Below are 17,677 nucleotides of genomic sequence, written 5' to 3'. Positions count from 1 at the left end.
CCTTCAGAACAGGCTCAGCTGGTTGCGCGCGTCCTCGTCGAAGAGGCCGATGTTCAGGGGCTTCTGGGCCTTGCGCGGGCGCAGCGGCGCGGCCATGAAGGCGGCCAGCCGGTCGCACTCCCGGATCGGTGCGACACCCGGCATGAGGCACTGCTCGCCTTCGGGCGTCGTTTCCACATCGAGAGGCGGGTGCCCGCTCATGCCGCCCTCCCCTCGCCCGGCTCTATGCCCTCCGCGCGGAACGCCAGCAGGAAATCTGCTGCCTTGGAGGCGAGGCTCGCGGCGCGGAAGATGGCGCGGTCGTCGTCGCGCAAGAGGTCGAGCCATGAGGCGATGTAATCAGCATGTCGCACGGTCGGCACGATGCCGAGCGCGGCGCAGACAAAGGCGCTTGCCATTTCGGCGACGAGTTCCTCCGCCGCATAGGCGCGCGAGCCGAAGCGCCCGGAAAGATCGCGCGCCAGCCGCGAGGGGTGACCTGTCCAGTGGCCGAGTTCGTGGAAACAGGTGCGGTAATAATTGACCGGCTCGTGAAAGGCCGCTTGCGGCGGCACCTCGATGCAGTCGAGGCTCGGCATATAAAAGGCCATCGCGCCGCCGACATGAAATGCCGCCCCGGTCGCCGTGATCAGCGCCTCGGCGGCGGGCACGGTCTCGCTCTCCGGCAGTATGGCGGGCGGTGCAAGCAGGTCGTCCGGCAGGCCGTCGCATTGCGCGACATTGAAGACGGTGAAGCGCTTGAGGAAGGGGATGCTCCGGGCCTCGTCGCCGTCCGCCGCCGCGCGTTCGCGCTCCGCCTTCGGCGTGAAGCGGTCGGCATAAACGAGGGTCACGCCCTTCTCGCCCTTGCGGACATGCCCGCCGAGCGAGAGTGCCTGCCGGAAGGTAAGCCAGTTCTGGACGGTAAAGCCTCGCTCGATGACGGCGCTCCAGAGGATCAGGATATTGATCCCCGAATAGGCGTTCGCCGTCGCCGCATTGCGCGGCAAACCGAGCCCGGCCTTGGCCCCGTCCCAGGGTTGCACCCAAGGCACCCGGCCCGCTTCCAGTTCCGCGACGATCTTTGCCGTCACATCGGCATAAAGCTGCGGCCCCGCCTGCCTCCCGGCCTGACGATTATGTTCTCCGCGCATCGGCCAGCTCCCGTCAAATCCCGCCGCGTCTCTCCCGGAAGCGGGATGGGCGGCGAAAAGCGACCGGAAGGCCCGCCGTCAGAGGCGGGACGCACCGAAGGCCGGAACGGAGTGGAGGACCCGGAGCGCAAGCGGAGGGTTGCGGCCTGCCGCGGCGGGCCTAGAAGGGAGCGCCGCCCATCACGCGTGACGGGGAGACGCTTCAAAGAAAGACGCCGCGCGAGAGCGCGGCGACCTTAGCCCTTGGGCTTGTAAAGTTCCTTGAGAACGTCACCGGGATCATCACCAAGCGCCTGCACGACGTCGACGAATTCGATGATATCGAGACGGCGTTCGCCGCCTTCATATTTGGCGACAAAGGACTGGGTGCGCTTGAGCCGCGCGGCGACATCCGCCTGCGTCAGGCCCTTCGCCTTGCGAAGCTTGATCAGCAGCGCCAGCAGCTTTCGTTGACGCGGCGTGCGAAGGGTCTTGGACATTCGGCCGGACCGGCTGGAAGCGAAACGGTCCGATCAAATAATCCCAGTTTCGGATTATCCCATTTTAGGATATTTTGATGCGGTGCGAACTTGACTGATGGGACGAGATCGCCCTTCGCCACATCCGAAAAACAAGGTGATCGAGTCTCAGCCCGATCTGTCCGGACGCAGGAGATCGAGATGACTGACACCCAACGCGGTCGCGAGTTCATAAAGCGTCACGACGGTTGGATTGCGGCGGCCTTGTTCGAGCCCGCTGATGTATTGCTGGCTGAAACCGGAAATCTCGGCGAACTGCTCCTGGGTCAGACCCTTTTTGAGCCTGATTCGCCTGACATTGCCGCCGACCGTCTTGCGCATATCCATGCGCCAAGGTCAGCGGATTACATACTTTAAGTTTATCAACTATAATATGTTATCTGGTAACAACGGAACAATGAGCGGAGCGGGACATGTCCAAACCGGAACTCAATCCCGAGATCGCCGACGATGTCCCCTGGTCGGAGACCATCACCGACTATGACGAGCGTCATCTGATCGTCTATCTGCGATTGCTCGACGCGGTCGCGGCTGGAGCGTCGGATGAGGCGATGTCGAGGACCGTTCTGGGCATCGACCCCACGCGTGAGGCCGAAAGGGCACGCAACGCGTTGGCAAGCCATTTACGCCGCGCCAGATGGATGTCGGAAAAAGGCTACCGTCATCTCCTCAATGCCGGCGCGCACTGAGTTCCTTCACCGCAGCAATTTCAGATAGCCGCCATTCATGAGGTCACGGCCACGCCTGATGGCGCGGCGCACTTGGTCGCAGAGATGGTTCCGCGGATCGCGCCAGTCCGCCTCGACACGCTCCGCACCGAACAGCGCAATCGCGACCTCGCGCTGGGATGCTCCAGCGAGATAGCCGTCCAGCGCCTGCAGAACTCGGGAGAGGCGTCGAGCGCCAAGGTCCGGCGGATAAAATTTCGTTCGTAGCGTCTCGGTGCACACAAGGTCGTTCAGCCGCCTGAAGCCGCGCCATCTTGTCTCCGAATAGGGCGTCATGGGCAAGACGTTCGCAAGCACCTGCACCGGGCGCGTAAGGCATTCGCCAGTAACAGACAGTTGCAGGAACCGGCCCTGGTCGGCGCACAGAAGATGTTGAATGTCTTCTCCGGGGATGAGGACATTGCGGCATCGCAGGCGGCTTAAATTCAGAAACCGGCCCGACACGTGACCGACATTCTGGCTCGCAACGACCGGAAGAACACTCGGGCAGAACTCCGGCATCCAGAAAATATTCGCCTCGCGCGCGTCGCGATCGGGCGTTTCGAAAAGGAGCAAGCCCCATTCCCGTGCCTCGGACATTTGGTCGCCGGCGGACCAGGTCTCATCGGGCGGGCTGCCATCCGGCGGCCACGTCACGCCAAGATTTGCAGCCGCGCTCCTGTAGGCGCGATTGCGGCGCAAAAATTCCCACGCAAGCCCATGCGCCGATAAGGCCTGAAGCCACTCATATTGCTCTGTGTTTTGCCATTTCATGGGACCGGTTCGAAAAAGAGATAAGTCGCCGGAGCCTTCTATTCCGGTTCGGATATGGTCAATGGACCGCTCATCTGGTGAGGACGATCCATATCTGCGCGAGTGACGTGGGGTTCGGGTCTTTGACCGTCGCGAAGGCATTGCGCGCCGGGGTCCGGGACGGGGACACCGTTCCAGAACACCGTGCCGTCGAAGTCGAGTTCGAGATCGACGACCTGCGGCTCCGTCTCGGGCGGCGGGGCTGACAGGTTCTGCGGCATGTCGAGCTTCACCGCATGGGTCTGGATCGGGATGGTGATGATCAGCATGATCAGCAGCACCAGCATGACGTCGATCAGGGGCGTCGTGTTGACCTCCATCATCACGTCGTCTTCCTTGCCGTCGCCGACATTCATGGCCATGGGTTCACTCCTGCTGCGCCGCGCCGGAGACGGGCTCGGTGATGAAGGCGACCTTCTGGATGCCGTCGCGCTGACAGGTGACAGTCACCCGGCCGATGAACTCGAAGCCCGCATTCCGGTCGCCCCGGACATGGACTTCCGGTTGCGGCTCCAGCACCGCCACTTCCTTGATCCGGTCCAAAAGTTCGCGATTGTCCGCCATCTTCTCTTTGTTCCAGAAGACGGCGCCTTCGCCGTCGACCGCCGCACGATGTTCTCCGGCCGCGCCTGGGAGACGACAAGCACCTCACCATGATCGAAACCCAGTTCGGCAATGTCGATCAACAGCTCAAGCGCTATTCGCGGACGGCTTGAGCCTGAAGGGTTGGTGGACTGACATAAAAAAGGGACGCATCCCGGATGGTCCGTCAAAGTCCCAGAACGGCCTTTGCGATGACATTGCGCTGGATTTCGTTCGAGCCGCCATAAATCGAAGCGGCGCGACCGAAATTATAGGCACTTGTCACGCTCACCGCATAGGCGGGCCCGATGGGCGCTTCATTGGCGATTCCCATCAAATGTTCCCTCTGGAACGGCATGGCGTAGAAGGCGGCTGCTTCGACGGCAAGCTCCGACAACGCCTGCTGAACTTCGGTCCCGACAATCTTCAAGGTCGAAGAAGAGGGGCCCGCAGGGCGGCCCGCCACCTCCTCCGCGACGATCCTCAGATTGGTATATTCGAGACCCGTAAGCTTTACCTCGATTTCGGAGAGCCTCGTCATGAATGCCGGTTCGTCCGCCAGCGCCGCGCCATCGCCGAGCCTTTCCTGTTTCACGATTTTTCTGAGGTGCGCGATCTTGCGCTTGGACTCAGGAACACCTGCAATGCCGGTGCGCTCATTGACGAGCAGGAACTTCGCGTAGGTCCAGCCCTTGTTTTCATCGCCGATGCGATTCGTCACCGGCACCTTGACGTCAGTAAAAAAAACTTCGTTCAAGTGATGCAGGCCATCGATTGAAATGATGGGCTTCACCTCGATGCCGGGCGTCTTCATGTCGATCAGAAGGAACGAGATACCTTCCTGCGGTTTAGCGGTCTCATCCGTTCGCACGAGACAGAATATCCAATCGGCTTCGTGGGCGTACGACGTCCAGATTTTCTGGCCGTTAACGATGTAATGGTCGCCCTGGCGCACAGCCCTAGTCTTCAGCGAGGCGAGGTCCGATCCGGATCCCGGCTCCGAATAGCCCTGGCACCACCAGACATCGCCGGTAAGAATGCCCGCCAGATGCTGCTTTTTCTGGTCTTCATTGCCGAAGGTGTAGATCACCGGGCCTACCATTGACAGACCGAAAGGCGAAAGACGCGGCGCGTTAGCGGCGGCCATCTCCTCATTGAAAATATGCTTCTGCATCGGCGTCCATCCGGTGCCGCCATACTGCTTGGGCCAATTGACCGCTACCCAGCCTTTCTCGAAGAGGTCCTTCTGCCAGCGCCTGAGCGCACCGCGCTCGCCAGACGCGCCCACTGTCTCTCTCTCCGCGAGCTCCCTGGGGAGTTTTTCCGAAATGAACCGGCGGACTTCCGCGCGGAAGGCATCGTCCTCTTTCGTAAGCTCGATATCCATCTACAGACCTTTCGCGGCGACGATCCGGGTGATTGTATTTTTATTATAATGAATTTATCCGGGTGGGCAAAAGACCGAATTGTCCGCCTCTTTCAAAAATTTCGGCGAAAGGTTCGCCGCGATAAATCCGCCTCTCTCCCCATTGCCGGGCCGATGCGAATATTACCGCGTCGTGAGTCGCGGCAACACTCATCGACAACCGTATCCATGCTTCCCGATACCCGGATCGGGGTCTAGGCAGCCCAGCCCTGCAAGCGCGCCGCTTCAAGACGAACCAGCTCCGGCCCGCCCAACAGCTGCCGATCGAAACCAATACGCTTGAACCAGTAATGCAGGCCAAGCAGATCGGTGAAGCCCATGCCGCCATGAACCTCGGTCGCGGTGCGCGCGACGAAGCGGCCCACTTCCGACAAATGGCTCTTGGCATGACATGCCATGAGGCGCGCGTCGCCCGGCACCTCGTCCAGCGCATGGGCCGCATACCACACCAGCGAACGCGATGGTTCGAGAGCGGCCGCCATCTCGGCGCAGAGGTGTTTCACGGCCTGAAACGACCCGATCACACGGCCGAACTGCTTGCGCTCTCCCGCATAAGCTACCGCCTTCTCGATCATCATCTGACCCGCGCCGAGGGTGTCGGCGGCAAGCATGACCCTACCGGCATCTATCACCCGCGCAACCGCGTCGGCGCTGGATAGGCGCAAGGGCTCAGCCGCGACCCGATCGAAGACAAGTTCGCCAACCGATCGGGTCTTGTCGATGGTGTTGAGCGCCCGCCGCGACAAACCCTTCGCGTCGGGCAAAACGAGATGAAGTCCATGGTCGCTGTCGGCCACGATGTAGAGATCGGCCTCAGCCCAGTCGATCACGAAGAGGGACTTGCCCGTGAGCGTTCCCTTCCGGGCTTTCACGCCGGCACCTTCGCGGATGCCGATTCTTTCCGTGACGGCCACGCCTGCGACAATCTCGCCCGCGGCGATTTTTGGAAGCCACTTTTCCTGCTGGGCCTCGCTGCCTGCAAGCATCAGCGCGAGCGGCGCCATGACGGCGGCCCCAAGGAAAGGCAGCGGCGCCACATGCCGACCGAACATCTCGTAAACGATCGCCGCGTCGAGAAACCCAAGACCCATGCCGCCAAAATCTTCCGGAATCAGCATTCCAGGGATACCCAGCTCGCTGGCGCCCGCCCACAGGGACCGCTGAACGGTATGCGTGTTCCCGGCGGCAAGGCGTACCTTGTCAAGCGGCGCATTCTGTTCAAGAAAACGGCGGACGCTATCCTGCAACATGCGCTGCTCTTCCGACAATGCAAATTCCATCGGATAAATTCCTATTTTGCCAGCTTCGGTTCGCGCGGCATTCCAAGCCCACGTTCCGAAATAATGTTTTTCTGAATCTGCGCCGTACCGCCGCCGATGATGAGCCCAAGCTGAAACATGTATCCCCACTGCCACGAGCCGTGGCTGCGCAGATAGGGGCTGTCGTCGTAGAGAACGCCAAACTCTCCCATGACGTCGATCGCGAGCGCCGATATTTGATGGGTAAGTTCGCAGGATTGAAGCTTCACGATCAGGCGCGCCAAGCCGGAATCTTCGCCCTTGCTGGCGCTGGTCAGCAGCCGGAGCCCATTGAACTTCATGGCGGCAAGTTCTGCCTGAAGCCTTACCAGGCGGTCCCGGAAAATTGGATTGTCGATGGCCCGCTGCCCGTCGACAGTCTCCTCGCGCATCAGATCGACAAGGGCCTGGAACCTGGTTTCCATAGCGGCCGGATCACCCAGCATTCCGCGTTCGTGTTTCAGCGTTGCGTTGGCGACGAACCACCCCTGCCCGCGCTGGCCGACGATCTGCGTCTTCGGTACGCGCACATCGGTGAAGAAGACTTCGTTGAATTCGGCATGGCCCGTCATGGTGGTGAGCGGACGGACTTCGATGCCGGGCGTTTTCATCGAGAAAATCAGATAGGAAATGCCTTCATGCTTCGGCTTGTCGGGCTCAGTGCGCACCAGGCAGAAGATCATGTCCGCCTCATGCGCGGTACTGGTCCAGATTTTCTGACCGTTGATGACGAAATCGTCGCCATCGACAGTCGCCCTTGTCTGAAGGCTGGCGAGGTCCGAACCCGAACCCGGCTCGGAATATCCCTGGCACCAGACCACCTCGCCGCGAAGCGTCGGCTTCACCCATTTTTTCTTTTGCTCCTCGGTGCCAAGTTCCAGAAGCGTCGGCACCAGCATGGAGATACCCTGGTTCTGCAACGCCGAAGGCACACGAGCAGCGGAAAATTCCTCCGCGATGATGCGCGATTCGAGAATATCCGGCTTGGCACCATAACCGCCGTAGTCTTTCGGAATCGTCCGCGCGGCATAGCCGTACTGGATCAGCAGTTGCTGCCAGGAACAGGCTTCGGGAGACGGGCGCCCGGCAGCACCGAGCCCCTTAGGCGCCTGACTCTTGTATTTCGTCAGGAACGCCCTGACTTCTTCCCGGAAGGCCTCGTATTTGGGGCCGTATGCCAGATCCATTTTCGATCTCCGATGCGTAGATGGCGATTGGCTTTGCTTTTATTTCGGGGCAGGTTTGAAACACGGAAGCATGAATCCGTCGCCGATATCCTTGAAGACAAGGACCACAGGCATGTCCAGTTCAACTGCCTCCGGGTCGCAGTCGAGCAAGCGCGTCGCCATGCGAACGCCTTCCTCCAATTCCACGACCGCAGCTATGTAGGGCACGTCGCGTGCAAAAGCCGGATGAAAGGGCTGGTAGGTCACCGTCCAGGAAAAAATGCGGCCGCGCCCGCCGCTCGGCTTCCACTCGTAATCCGGCGAGCTACATTTCGCGCACATGTAACGCGGCAGGAACCGCCAGGTGTCACAATGGCTGCACTGCTGAAAACGCAGGACGCTGTCTTGGCAAAGCTTCCAGAACTCCGCATCGACCGGATCGACGGTCGCGGGCTGAGGATATTTGGGTTGCTCAATTTCCATTTTTACCTCCTCAAAATCGCGAGGCTACCATCGCCGAGATCGCCCCATCCGGTCACGAGTCCGATTTCGGCATCCGGAATTTGCCGCTTGCCCGCATCGCCGCGCAATTGGCGGGTCGCCTCAAGCACATGATTGAGGCCCCACACATGTGCCTCGCTCAAAAGTCCGCCATGCGTGTTAAGCGGGAGCTTACCGCCGAGCTCGATCTGTCCATCCTTGACGAAATCGAGCGCGCCACCCGGCTCGAAATAACCCAGGGCTTCGAGCTGGAGCAGCACAACATAGGTGAAACAGTCGTAGACCTGCAGAAAGTCCATGTCCTTCGGTGTCACGCCAGCCATGGCGAACGCGCGCGGCGCGGCGTAGCTCAAACCGATCTTGAAAGGATCCGGCCGTGACGGAATATCGTCGGCAGGATAAGGATGGCCCTCGGCCGCACCGGAGATATAGACCGGCCTGTGAGGCAAGTCCCTCGCCCGCTCAGCGCTCGTCACCACGACGGCGCAAGCCCCATCCGTTTCGAGACAGCAATCGTATAAACGGAACGGCGAGGACACCATGCGCGACCGCATGTAATCGTCCATCGTCATCGGTTGACCGCAGGTCAGGGCGCGGTCGTTGAGTTGGGCATGCTTGCGGCACGCCATCGCAATCCAACCCGTCGCCTCGGGGCCAACATTGTAAAGTTTCGAGTGCCGCGTCGCGAGCCAAGCATACATCTGCACCGGCAACAGAACGCCATAGGGGAGATAGTAACCCCGGATGGTCGAGGTCAGCGTGTTCATATTCATCGGCCGGCTTGGCGGCACCCCCGCTTTTGGACGCAGCGCCGAGTAGCCGTTCCAGCCGAGCGTGACCAGCACGTTGTCGCAGATACCGGAGGCCACGGCCATGGCGGCATTCTGCAACGCCGTGGTCGGGCTCGCGCCTCCCATGTTGACCGTCGAGGCATATCGCAGCACATCAACGCCAAGGTTGGCGGCCAATTCCTCCGAGGTTGTATAGACGGGCGGCGGCACCATGCCGTCAATGTCCCCGGGCTTCAGCCCCGCATCCGCGATGGCCCGCCTGGCGGCGTCGAGCATCATGGCCACGGCCGTCTGGTCCGACCCTTTTACATAGCCGGTCTCGCCGATCCCGACGATCGCAGCCTTGTCGCTGAAATTCTTCACGAAACTGCCCTCATCATCATTGCCCCGGCACGCAGCCTTGTCGTTGATCCGCCGCACACCTTCCGTAGAAAATATTCTGTAGACAGATCAAGTCGCCGGAATGAGACAGGAATGGACGGATTCCTGCCCCTCGATCTGGCGCGCCAGCGTCTTGATCGCCAGTTCAGCTTCCTCAAGCTCGAAATTATGAGTGTGCATGAGCTCAAGAGGATATTTGCGGCGCTCGATCATCTCGATCGCCTTCTTGTATCCCGACGACGTAACGCCGATCGCGCCCTTGATGGTGATTTCCTTCATGACGATAAGGTCGGACACAAAATCGGAGACGGGCTTAAATCCCTTGACGCCGGCAAGGACGACCGTTCCGCCCATACGGACACAATCCAGCGCATCACGGACCGGCTGAGTCGCGTAGGATGTAACCTCAACGATGACGTCCGCGCCCTTTCCGTTTGTCAACGCCCGCACGCGATCGACAACATTTTCGTTCTGCACGTCGATGATGTGATCGGCGCCCAGAGCAAGCGCCATCTGGAGCTTGTTTGAATCGGCCGCAAGCCCCGTGACTATGATCTTTCCCGCGCCGGCTTCACGTGCGGCAACGACGCTCGCAAGCCCGCGCTGTCCGGGCCCAAAAATCAAAACGGTATCGCCAACCTGCGTCTGCGGAATCTCTACCGCCCAGCGGAAACCGGCGCCCAGCGGATTGAACATGACCGCCAGTTCCGCCGGAAGGTTCTTGTCCATCTTGTGAAGGATCGTGTTGGGCGCGAGATACATATATTGCGAATAGGCACCCCAGAGGCCCGGTGACTCCGTGAGCGGAATATATGAGTAGATCTGGCGACGGTCGCAGAGGTGATAATGCCCGCCGACACAGGTGTCGCAGCAATGGCATGACAACATCGTCTCGATGGCGACCCGATCACCAACATCGACGCCCCAGCGCCTGGCGGCCTTGTCGCCGATTGCCTCGATAATCCCGAGAGGTTCGTGGCCCGGAATCACCGGCATCGGAGTCTGCAAGACCCCTTCGTATTGTTCGTAATCACTGCCGCAAATGCCGCAGGCTTCGATGCGGAGGATGGCGCTGTCGTCGGCGATCTGGGGGATCGGTAAATCGCGGGCTTCGAGTTTGCGCGGAGCCGTTTGCACCATCGCCATCGATTTTTTCGGCAACATTTTCAACTCCCTGTTTCGTGTCGGCGCCGACGACGCGTCGATAACACATATATATTTTTTTATCTTCGTATGTGTTATAGAGGCTCAAAGGTAGGATGCGAAGCCCTAAACTTCCGGCTTCGCAAAATTTTGGGGAGGACAAAATAATAATGACCGATGAAACGCCCAGGGTTCCCCTGCTGTCGATGGCGGAAGCGGCGGCCGCGGCCGCGAAGGCCGGCATATCCGAACAAATGGCGCCACTCAGCGTCTTCAGGGTCTTGCTCCGGCATCCCGATGTAGCGAGCGAGCTTGCCTCGACGCTGAACACCCTGCTTTTCCAGGGCAACAAGCTCGATGCAAGACTGCGCGAACTCATCATCATGCGTATCGGCTGGAAGACAAAATCGCTCTATGAATGGACACAACATTGGCGGGTCGCCCGCATGCTGGACATTCCGGAGGCGGATCTGGTCGCCACGCGGGATTGGAAAAATGCTTCCTGCCTGTCAGACGCCGACCGCGCCGTTCTCGCCGCGACCGACGAGACGCTCGACGGCGGCATGATTTCGGACGCCACATGGACTGCCTGTGCGGCACACCTGAAAACGGCCGAAGAACGCATCGAACTGGTTGTCGCCATCGGCAACTGGACGCTTTTCTCGCAACTGCTCAAAAGCCTGAAAATCCCGCTTGAGGATGGCGTCGTCGCCTGGCCACCGGATGGCAAGAAGCCTTGATCTGGCGAGGAATAACAATTCGAGGAATAACAATTCAAGAACAGGATCGCGACAATGAGCGGAAAAAAGGCGATTTCGAAGGATTTGGTCGGCATGACGTTTCCGGCCGTCGATGTGGAATGGTCCGACAAGGACACGATGCTCTATGCACTCGGCGTCGGCGCTCGTCCCGCCGACGGGCTTGATTTCATTTACGAAGGCCGGGGACCGAAAGTTTTGCCGACTTACGCCGTCATCCCTGGCGGGCGAGGGCTCGCCGGGCTGATGAGCGGCGTCGAGATGAAGCTGGAAATGCTGCTGCATGGCGAGCAATCCGTCGAGTTGCTGCGTCCCCTGCCCTCATCGGCCAAGATCAAGGTAACGGGACGCGTTTCCGAGGTTTGGGACAAAGGCAAGGCGGCCGTTATCGGGGTTGAGAGCACAGGTTCCGACGAGAAGGGGCCCCTCTTCAAAACTCACGCAACACTATTTGTGCGCGGCGCCGGCGGATTCGGCGGAGAGCGCGGCCCTTCGGGCGTCGACTCGACGCCGCCGGATCGGACGCCTGACGCCGTGGTCGAGGATGTGACGCGCCCCGAGCAAGGGGCAATCTACCGCCTCTCGGGCGACCGCAATCCGATCCACATTGATCCGGACTTCGCCAAACTGGGCGGCTTTGAAAAGCCCTTCGTTCACGGGCTTTGCACATATGGCTTTGTCGGCCGCGCGGTCCTGCGCGAGCTTTGCGGCAACGATCCTGCCCGCTTCAAATCTCTCAGCGGACGCTTTGCCGCTCAGGTCTATTTCGGCGACACCATTATAACGAAGATGTGGAAAACGGGCGACGGAGTCGCAATCGTGCAGGCCGAGACGCAAAACGGTAATGTCGTGCTGTCTCAGGCCAAAGCGGCATTCAAGCCCTGACGGACGGAAATTGGTCGAAGTGAAAAAAACGCCAGATATCTTTGCTCATCTGCTTGCACCGCTCGATCTCGGGTTTACTGCGCTCAGAAACCGCGTTTTGATGGGATCGATGCACACCGGCCTCGAGGAGATGCCGGACGGTTTCGAGCGACAGGCCAAATTCTTCGCACGACGCGCAAAGGGCGGCGTCGGAATTCTTGTTACCGGCGGTATCTCGCCGAACAGGGCGGGAAGGCTTGCAGAGCGCGCGTCGGTCATGACTGAGGACCTCGTTGAGAGTCATCGTGTGATCACACGCGCTGTCCACGATGAGGGCGGAAAGATCGTTCTCCAGCTCCTGCATGCGGGCCGGTACAGCCGGCATGCCGAACTGGTGGCTCCCTCCGCAGTCAGGTCCCGCATCAATCCGCTTGCGCCCCGCGCCCTGGGTGAAGATGAAATCCTCCAGACCATCGAGGATTTTGGCACTGCCGCGGCACTCGCACGCGAAGCCGGATATGACGGCGTTGAAGTCATGGGTTCGGAGGGCTATTTTCTCAATCAGTTCACTGCGGCGCGCACAAATCAGCGCACAGATGGTTGGGGCGGTTCGGCGGAAAACCGGCGACGCTTGCCGGTTGAAGTCGTCGGGCGTGTCCGCAAGCATTGCGGACCGGACTTCATTATCGTTTACCGGATATCCGTTCTAGATCTTGTCGAGGGGGGTAATTCCTGGCCGGACGTCGCAGCCCTCGCAAAAGATGTCGAGGTAAGCGGAGCAAACATCCTCAATACCGGCATAGGCTGGCATGAATCGCGTGTGCCGACGATCGCTCATATGGTGCCGCGCGGAGCTTTCACCTGGGCGATCAAGCGGCTCAAGGCAGAAGTCGCGATACCCGTGGTCGCGTCCAATCGGATCAATACGCCGGAGCAAGCGGAGCAACTGATTGCAGACGGACAAGCCGACATGGTTTCGCTCGCGCGTCCACTATTGGCCGATCCCGATTTTGTTGCGAAAGCGGCATCGGGCGCATCGTCGAAAATCAATACTTGCATCGGTTGCAATCAGGCCTGCCTCGACAATGCCTTTACCGGACGACTGACGACCTGCATGGTCAATCCCGCCGCATGCCGCGAAGTCGAGTTCAAGATCGCGACAGCAGCCAGAGGAAAGCACATTGCGGTCCTTGGCGGCGGCCCGGCGGGTCTTGCCTGCGCGGTGACGGCGGCCGAACGCGGCCACAAGGTGGTACTATTCGAAGCCGACATCGATATCGGCGGTCAATTCAATCTGGCACAGCGGATTCCCGGCAAGGAGGATTATGCCGAGACTGTCCGCTATTTCAGGAACCGGCTCGACGAACTGGGCATCGATGTCCGCTGCGGACGACCGGCTGCGCTCGCCGATCTGGAGAGCGGAGGATTTGACGAAATCGTCGTCGCAACCGGCGTTCGCCCGCGCCGTCTTGACATTCCGGGTGCGGATCACCCGTCGGTTATGACCTATGTAGAGGCAATCACAAACACCGCACGCGTCGGTGCCGAGGTTGCCATTATCGGCGCCGGTGGCATTGGCTTCGACGTGGCAGCACTCCTGTCCCATCCGCATGGTCCACACGATCCGTCACATCCCGATGTCGAGGGATTTTCCGCCGAGTGGGGAATTGATCTGAGCTATACGCAGCCAGGCGCTTTGCTGCCCGCCAATCATCAATGGCCTTCATCGCGCAAGATTCATCTTCTCCAGCGCAAGCCGCGCGATAGCTTCGGCGCCAGCCTGAGCAAGACCAGGGGATGGGCGAATTTTCTGGAGGTGATGTTCCGCGGCGTTACGATGACCGGCGATGTAACCTATCGGAAAATCGACGATACCGGGCTCCACATCGAGGCAGGCGGTAAACCGCAGACTTTGAAAGTCGACACGATTGTCGTCTGCGCCGGACAGGAATCGGCGGACGATGCGTTGTCGTTGGCGCAGTCCTTGGGCAAACCCGTTCACATGATCGGCGGCGTCGACAAGCCTCAACAACTTGATGCTGTGAGGGCGATCGAGGATGGCACGCGCCTCGCGCTCTTTCTTTGAGGAAACAAACGAAAAACGAGACGCGGAAGAGACCATATAAATCAGAGTTGTCGCATGAACGCTAATGTCCTCAAATCCGAACAGCCGTCGGCTGCAACGGTAAAATCCGCGACCCGTGTTCTGGAGATTTTCGAGTATTTCGACGAAGTAAGACGCCCGGTGACGATTCAAGACGTAGCGCAGGCGCTGAGTTATCCTCATTCCAGCACCGCCGCCCTTCTGAAAAGCCTCGTGAGCCTCGGTTATCTGGAGCACGACGACCGGGGCAAGACTTTTTTTCCAAGCATCCGGATATCTCTGCTGGGAAACTGGGTGGAAGCCGAGGCGTTACCGATCCGGAATGTCCAGCGCCTTATGAGACGGCTTTCGGCCGATACGGGATGCACGATCATCCTCGCTGCGCGTCTAGGGGCTTATGCTCAATATGTGAAGGTGATTCAAGGTACGTCGCCCATCCGCTTCCATGTCAAGCCAAGCACCAAGCGAATGCTCGCTTTTTCGACGATTGGCCGCGTTCTGCTGAGCGAACTTCCGTTGCCCGAAGCGAGACGTCTGATTCATGATGCCCTTGCCGCCATGCCGGAGCGGCGGGAATCGATGCAGGAGATCGAAGACGAACTGCAAAGAATCAGAAAACGCGGGCTTGCGCTTTACAGCGATCTCGTGACGCCGGGAGCGACTATGCTGGCGATGCCCATTCCGATGGGTCCGTCCGGACGCTCGGTCGCGATCGGCATAGCCGCTCCCAACGAGTATTTTCGCAATCGTAAACAACCGTTCACGGCGTTACTGAAAAACGCTATCGCCGAGCACATCTCACAAAACGGGCAAGGCTTTAAGGAGACTGTAGACGACGAGGACCAACTTGAAATCGACGACGATACAGCGCCATAATCATCCGAGCTTTGTATCCAGGAAGCTGGCCAGCTCGTCGATCGCCGCGCGGCCTTCGCTCAAGACCGGCGCAAACCAGTGCCAGACATGAATCATCTCCGGCCAGACATGGAGATTGACGGATACGCCAGCCTCTTTCAATCTATCGGCCAATAAGTGGCTATCCGAGAGCAAAACCTCCGAACTGCCTACCTGAATCAGGAATGGCGGCAATCCCTTGAGATCGGCATATACCGGCGATGCCAGAGGCGTCCTGCGCGGGGTTGAAGTTCCCAGATAGGCCGCCGTCCACAGCTCAAGATCGGCATGGCGCACCATCGGGTCCACATTCGCTTTCGCGCCATAAGAGGCACCTTTATTTTCAAGATTGGCCCACGGCGAAATACAAACGGCCGCAGCCGGAAGTCCGAGACCGGCATCGCGCGCCGCCAGAAGCACGGCAACCGTCAGGCCGCCGCCGGCTGAATCTCCCGCCACAGCGAGCTTCACCGGGTCGACGCCCGTCTCGATCAACCAGCGATAAGCAGCAAGCGCATCATCGACAGCCGCCGGAAATGGATGCTCTGGAGACCGCCTGTAGTCGATCAGCAGAACCCGGCCTTTCAGGGCAAGAGCTGCGCGCGCCGCAAGATGGCGATGCGAGTCGAGAGAACCAAGCGCATAGCCTCCTCCATGCAGATAGAGCAAAACCCGCTTGCCGGCACCGGCAGCCGGCGCCAGCCATTCGCCGGGAACCCCGCCGGCGGAAACCGGCGTGACCGTCACGCCTTCGGGAAGACCGAACGCCTTGCCAGCCTCGTCATACGAGGTACGAAAATCCTCAAGAGAACGAGCCTCCCCGGTCACAAGGCCCGCAAGCAGCTGACGAACGACAGCAAGTTCCTCAAGACTCATTTTTCACGTCCTCCTCAGGCTGCTGCGCCATGGCGCAACAGACGGCCCGGCAAACGACCTTCGGCGCCCAACACATCGACGCCATTGCGCCGGATCAATGTCCCGTTGACGACGACGGCCGAAATGCCCGAGGCATCGGAAATCAGCCGGTCTTCGCCAGCAGGCAGGTCATAGACCCTGCGAAGGGAACTTGCGCCAACCGTTTCGGCGTCGAAGATCAGGACATCGGCGGGCATTCCCACAGCGAGGCGACCGCGATCCTTGATGCCGAACACCTCGGCGGGCCGCGATGTCAGCATCCGGACCGCCTCCTCCAGCGTCAAAACGCGCTTTTCACGGACCCATCTTCCGAGAAGATGCGTAGAAAAACATGCATCGCAGAGTTGGCTCGCATGCGCGCCTGCGTCCGAGAGGCCGAGCACCGTGCAGGAATCGCGCAGCAACGTTGCCACTTCGTCTTCGTCGGCGTTTGCGACAGGCAGGCGGAACCGCGTCTGCAGATCGCTTTGAATCGAGAGATCCAACGCAAGATCGATCGAGTTGCATCCGAGTTCCGCTGCTACGTCGCACACCAGCCGTTCTCCGAACTCCGGCCGATCCGGACAATAAGCGATGACCGCCTTGTCCCATGCACTGAGAATCGGACCACGCATCGCGTCCCGGAATCCCGCCCGGAAAGAGTTGTCGGCGTAAAGCCTCAGTTTTTCCGCGCGGTCGGCTTTGTTCACCGGCGCGAAGACCGGCATGCTCTGGAACAGAAACGGCTGATCGAATCGAAATTCAAAATTGAGTGGCCTGCAGGTGACCTGCGGAAACACCGCGTAACCAGCCGACTGAAGTTCGTTTGAGCGCGCCAACTGCTCGGCTGCGGAGCCGACATTCAGCACCCCGCCACCGCCCAGCAACGCCGTCCAACTGACATGGCGACCGGAAACGCGGTTCAATTCCGCGAATTCATCAAATGACAGTTCCTTGCCGACAGTCGCCTGTATCACGCCTTCGCCCGCCTCGCCCAGCGCCGACGCGATCTCCCGTATCTCGCTGAACGCCGCCAGCCGGCTTGGAACCGGTCTGCCCTCGTAGCCCACATGCGTCGGCGATTTCGATGTCGCATAACCGAGTGCGCCCGCTTCGAGGCCCTCGCGCATCAGGCTTTTCATATGCCTGACCTCCTCCGGCCGCGCCGCCCGTTCGGTGGATTCAGGCCCGAGGGCATAGAGGCGAAGCGGCGTATGCCCCAGAAGAACGGCCACGTTGATCAACGTACCCTTCTTTTCCACGACGTCGAGATATTCGGGAAACGTCTCGAACCCCCATTCGTCGCCGAGACCGGCCTCCAGCGCCCTGACGCTCATGCCCTCGACATTTTCGAGCGTCCGCAGAATAAGGCCGCGGTGCTCCTTGCGCGTCGGTGCGATGCCGAACCCGCAATTGCCCACCACGACCGTCGTCACGCCGTGCCACGGCGAGATCGACAGATTCCTGTCCCACAGAAGCTGGGCATCGTAATGCGTATGTATATCGACGACGCCGGGGGCAACGACCTGCCCCCGGGCGTCGATAGTCGTCCTCGCCCCGGCGGGGGCCTGCCCCATAGCCACAACTTTGCCATCGCGAATACCGATGTCTCCGGCATAGCCCGGAGAGCCGGTGCCGTCGACAATGAATCCACCCACGATCTTCAGATCGTAGTCCATGAAAACGTCCTCCCCGTGAATCGAA

General features: G+C 60.1%; 19 protein-coding genes and 1 pseudogene. 5 read left to right on the top strand and 15 right to left on the bottom strand.

Annotated elements, in window-relative coordinates; translation table 11 throughout:
• Positions 1-3: 3 nt before the first annotated feature.
• The 4 genes from PLAV_RS09205 to PLAV_RS09190 form a co-directional block, all read right to left on the bottom strand.
• Positions 4-201: a hypothetical protein gene (locus PLAV_RS09205; protein WP_041535924.1), complete on the bottom strand. Its 198-nt coding sequence runs from the start codon at positions 199-201 to the stop codon at positions 4-6.
• Positions 198-1,133: an ArdC family protein gene (locus tag PLAV_RS09200; RefSeq protein WP_012110724.1), complete on the bottom strand. Its 936-nt coding sequence runs from the start codon at positions 1,131-1,133 to the stop codon at positions 198-200. The genes PLAV_RS09205 and PLAV_RS09200 overlap by 4 nt, the downstream gene beginning before the upstream one ends.
• A gap of 236 nt (positions 1,134-1,369) precedes the next feature.
• Positions 1,370-1,612, bottom strand: a complete 243-nt coding sequence (locus PLAV_RS09195; protein ID WP_012110723.1) for a helix-turn-helix domain-containing protein — start codon at positions 1,610-1,612, stop codon at positions 1,370-1,372.
• 147 nt (positions 1,613-1,759) lie between these two features.
• Positions 1,760-1,978 (bottom strand): helix-turn-helix domain-containing protein, encoded by a 219-nt coding sequence (locus tag PLAV_RS09190; RefSeq protein ID WP_012110722.1) that lies wholly within the window; start codon positions 1,976-1,978, stop codon positions 1,760-1,762.
• An 86-nt stretch (positions 1,979-2,064) separates the two neighbouring features.
• On the opposite strand from PLAV_RS09190, the gene PLAV_RS09185 reads away from it, so the two are divergent.
• The gene (locus PLAV_RS09185; protein ID WP_012110721.1) at positions 2,065-2,340 is read left to right on the top strand and encodes a DNA -binding domain-containing protein; all 276 of its coding nucleotides are present in this window, start codon (positions 2,065-2,067) and stop codon (positions 2,338-2,340) included.
• 6 nt (positions 2,341-2,346) lie between these two features.
• Here the strand turns inward: PLAV_RS09185 and PLAV_RS09180 are convergent, their stop codons facing one another.
• From PLAV_RS09180 to PLAV_RS09140, 9 genes and pseudogenes are all read right to left on the bottom strand, one after another.
• Positions 2,347-3,132: a DUF2285 domain-containing protein gene (locus PLAV_RS09180; RefSeq protein ID WP_012110720.1), complete on the bottom strand. Its 786-nt coding sequence runs from the start codon at positions 3,130-3,132 to the stop codon at positions 2,347-2,349.
• A gap of 38 nt (positions 3,133-3,170) precedes the next feature.
• Positions 3,171-3,533: an ExbD/TolR family protein gene (locus PLAV_RS09175; RefSeq protein ID WP_012110719.1), complete on the bottom strand. Its 363-nt coding sequence runs from the start codon at positions 3,531-3,533 to the stop codon at positions 3,171-3,173.
• 4 nt (positions 3,534-3,537) lie between these two features.
• Positions 3,538-3,765: pseudogene (locus PLAV_RS09170) on the bottom strand (ExbD/TolR family protein); the annotation flags it as partial.
• Between the two features lie 175 nt (positions 3,766-3,940).
• Positions 3,941-5,140, bottom strand: coding sequence for an acyl-CoA dehydrogenase family protein (locus tag PLAV_RS09165; protein WP_012110718.1), 1,200 nt, complete (start codon positions 5,138-5,140; stop codon positions 3,941-3,943).
• 233 nt (positions 5,141-5,373) lie between these two features.
• Complete coding sequence (locus tag PLAV_RS09160; RefSeq protein ID WP_012110717.1) at positions 5,374-6,459, bottom strand: acyl-CoA dehydrogenase family protein; 1,086 nt, start codon at positions 6,457-6,459, stop codon at positions 5,374-5,376.
• 11 nt (positions 6,460-6,470) lie between these two features.
• On the bottom strand, positions 6,471-7,664 hold the full coding sequence (locus tag PLAV_RS09155; protein ID WP_012110716.1) for an acyl-CoA dehydrogenase family protein: 1,194 nt from the start codon (positions 7,662-7,664) through the stop codon (positions 6,471-6,473).
• A gap of 39 nt (positions 7,665-7,703) precedes the next feature.
• Complete coding sequence (locus PLAV_RS09150) at positions 7,704-8,126, bottom strand: Zn-ribbon domain-containing OB-fold protein (protein ID WP_012110715.1); 423 nt, start codon at positions 8,124-8,126, stop codon at positions 7,704-7,706.
• Positions 8,127-8,128: 2 nt separating this feature from the next.
• Complete coding sequence (locus PLAV_RS09145; RefSeq protein WP_202943973.1) at positions 8,129-9,355, bottom strand: thiolase C-terminal domain-containing protein; 1,227 nt, start codon at positions 9,353-9,355, stop codon at positions 8,129-8,131.
• Positions 9,356-9,385: 30 nt separating this feature from the next.
• Complete coding sequence (locus PLAV_RS09140) at positions 9,386-10,480, bottom strand: zinc-dependent alcohol dehydrogenase (RefSeq protein ID WP_012110713.1); 1,095 nt, start codon at positions 10,478-10,480, stop codon at positions 9,386-9,388.
• Positions 10,481-10,629: 149 nt separating this feature from the next.
• On the opposite strand from PLAV_RS09140, the gene PLAV_RS09135 reads away from it, so the two are divergent.
• From PLAV_RS09135 to PLAV_RS09120, 4 genes are read left to right on the top strand one after another with little or no spacing between them, the layout of a single operon-like run.
• Positions 10,630-11,199, top strand: a complete 570-nt coding sequence (locus PLAV_RS09135; RefSeq protein ID WP_012110712.1) for a carboxymuconolactone decarboxylase family protein — start codon at positions 10,630-10,632, stop codon at positions 11,197-11,199.
• Positions 11,200-11,253: 54 nt separating this feature from the next.
• Complete coding sequence (locus tag PLAV_RS09130) at positions 11,254-12,102, top strand: MaoC/PaaZ C-terminal domain-containing protein (protein WP_012110711.1); 849 nt, start codon at positions 11,254-11,256, stop codon at positions 12,100-12,102.
• Entirely contained in the window at positions 12,062-14,167 is a 2,106-nt protein-coding gene (locus PLAV_RS09125; protein WP_083762538.1) for an NADPH-dependent 2,4-dienoyl-CoA reductase, read from the top strand. Before PLAV_RS09130 ends, PLAV_RS09125 begins: the two co-directional genes overlap by 41 nt.
• A 54-nt stretch (positions 14,168-14,221) precedes the next feature.
• Positions 14,222-15,061 carry an IclR family transcriptional regulator gene (locus PLAV_RS09120; protein WP_012110709.1) on the top strand — a complete coding sequence of 280 codons (840 nt, stop codon included), beginning with the start codon at positions 14,222-14,224 and terminating at the stop codon, positions 15,059-15,061.
• Here the strand turns inward: PLAV_RS09120 and PLAV_RS09115 are convergent, their stop codons facing one another.
• The gene (locus PLAV_RS09115; RefSeq protein WP_012110708.1) at positions 15,062-15,955 is read right to left on the bottom strand and encodes an alpha/beta hydrolase; all 894 of its coding nucleotides are present in this window, start codon (positions 15,953-15,955) and stop codon (positions 15,062-15,064) included.
• A 14-nt stretch (positions 15,956-15,969) separates the two neighbouring features.
• Positions 15,970-17,652, bottom strand: coding sequence for an N-acyl-D-amino-acid deacylase family protein (locus tag PLAV_RS09110; RefSeq protein WP_012110707.1), 1,683 nt, complete (start codon positions 17,650-17,652; stop codon positions 15,970-15,972).
• Positions 17,653-17,677 lie beyond the last annotated feature (25 nt).

It is taken from the genome of Parvibaculum lavamentivorans DS-1 (genome assembly GCF_000017565.1).
In the GTDB taxonomy this organism is placed as follows: Bacteria; Pseudomonadota; Alphaproteobacteria; order Parvibaculales; family Parvibaculaceae; genus Parvibaculum; species Parvibaculum lavamentivorans.
The sequence above is the reverse complement of the archived record's forward strand: the minus strand, read 5'-3'. Positions and strand labels throughout refer to the sequence as shown.

Coding starts and splice junctions, on each gene's coding strand:
- PLAV_RS09205 (WP_041535924.1), bottom strand. CDS start 201: ATGAGCGGGCACCCGCCTCTCGATGTGGAAACGACGCCCGAAGGCGAG.
- PLAV_RS09200 (WP_012110724.1), bottom strand. CDS start 1,133: ATGCGCGGAGAACATAATCGTCAGGCCGGGAGGCAGGCGGGGCCGCAG.
- PLAV_RS09195 (WP_012110723.1), bottom strand. CDS start 1,612: ATGTCCAAGACCCTTCGCACGCCGCGTCAACGAAAGCTGCTGGCGCTG.
- PLAV_RS09190 (WP_012110722.1), bottom strand. CDS start 1,978: ATGGATATGCGCAAGACGGTCGGCGGCAATGTCAGGCGAATCAGGCTC.
- PLAV_RS09185 (WP_012110721.1), top strand. CDS start 2,065: ATGTCCAAACCGGAACTCAATCCCGAGATCGCCGACGATGTCCCCTGG.
- PLAV_RS09180 (WP_012110720.1), bottom strand. CDS start 3,132: ATGAAATGGCAAAACACAGAGCAATATGAGTGGCTTCAGGCCTTATCG.
- PLAV_RS09175 (WP_012110719.1), bottom strand. CDS start 3,533: ATGGCCATGAATGTCGGCGACGGCAAGGAAGACGACGTGATGATGGAG.
- PLAV_RS09165 (WP_012110718.1), bottom strand. CDS start 5,140: ATGGATATCGAGCTTACGAAAGAGGACGATGCCTTCCGCGCGGAAGTC.
- PLAV_RS09160 (WP_012110717.1), bottom strand. CDS start 6,459: ATGGAATTTGCATTGTCGGAAGAGCAGCGCATGTTGCAGGATAGCGTC.
- PLAV_RS09155 (WP_012110716.1), bottom strand. CDS start 7,664: ATGGATCTGGCATACGGCCCCAAATACGAGGCCTTCCGGGAAGAAGTC.
- PLAV_RS09150 (WP_012110715.1), bottom strand. CDS start 8,126: ATGGAAATTGAGCAACCCAAATATCCTCAGCCCGCGACCGTCGATCCG.
- PLAV_RS09140 (WP_012110713.1), bottom strand. CDS start 10,480: ATGTTGCCGAAAAAATCGATGGCGATGGTGCAAACGGCTCCGCGCAAA.
- PLAV_RS09135 (WP_012110712.1), top strand. CDS start 10,630: ATGACCGATGAAACGCCCAGGGTTCCCCTGCTGTCGATGGCGGAAGCG.
- PLAV_RS09130 (WP_012110711.1), top strand. CDS start 11,254: ATGAGCGGAAAAAAGGCGATTTCGAAGGATTTGGTCGGCATGACGTTT.
- PLAV_RS09125 (WP_083762538.1), top strand. CDS start 12,062: ATGTCGTGCTGTCTCAGGCCAAAGCGGCATTCAAGCCCTGACGGACGG.
- PLAV_RS09120 (WP_012110709.1), top strand. CDS start 14,222: ATGAACGCTAATGTCCTCAAATCCGAACAGCCGTCGGCTGCAACGGTA.
- PLAV_RS09115 (WP_012110708.1), bottom strand. CDS start 15,955: ATGAGTCTTGAGGAACTTGCTGTCGTTCGTCAGCTGCTTGCGGGCCTT.
- PLAV_RS09110 (WP_012110707.1), bottom strand. CDS start 17,652: ATGGACTACGATCTGAAGATCGTGGGTGGATTCATTGTCGACGGCACC.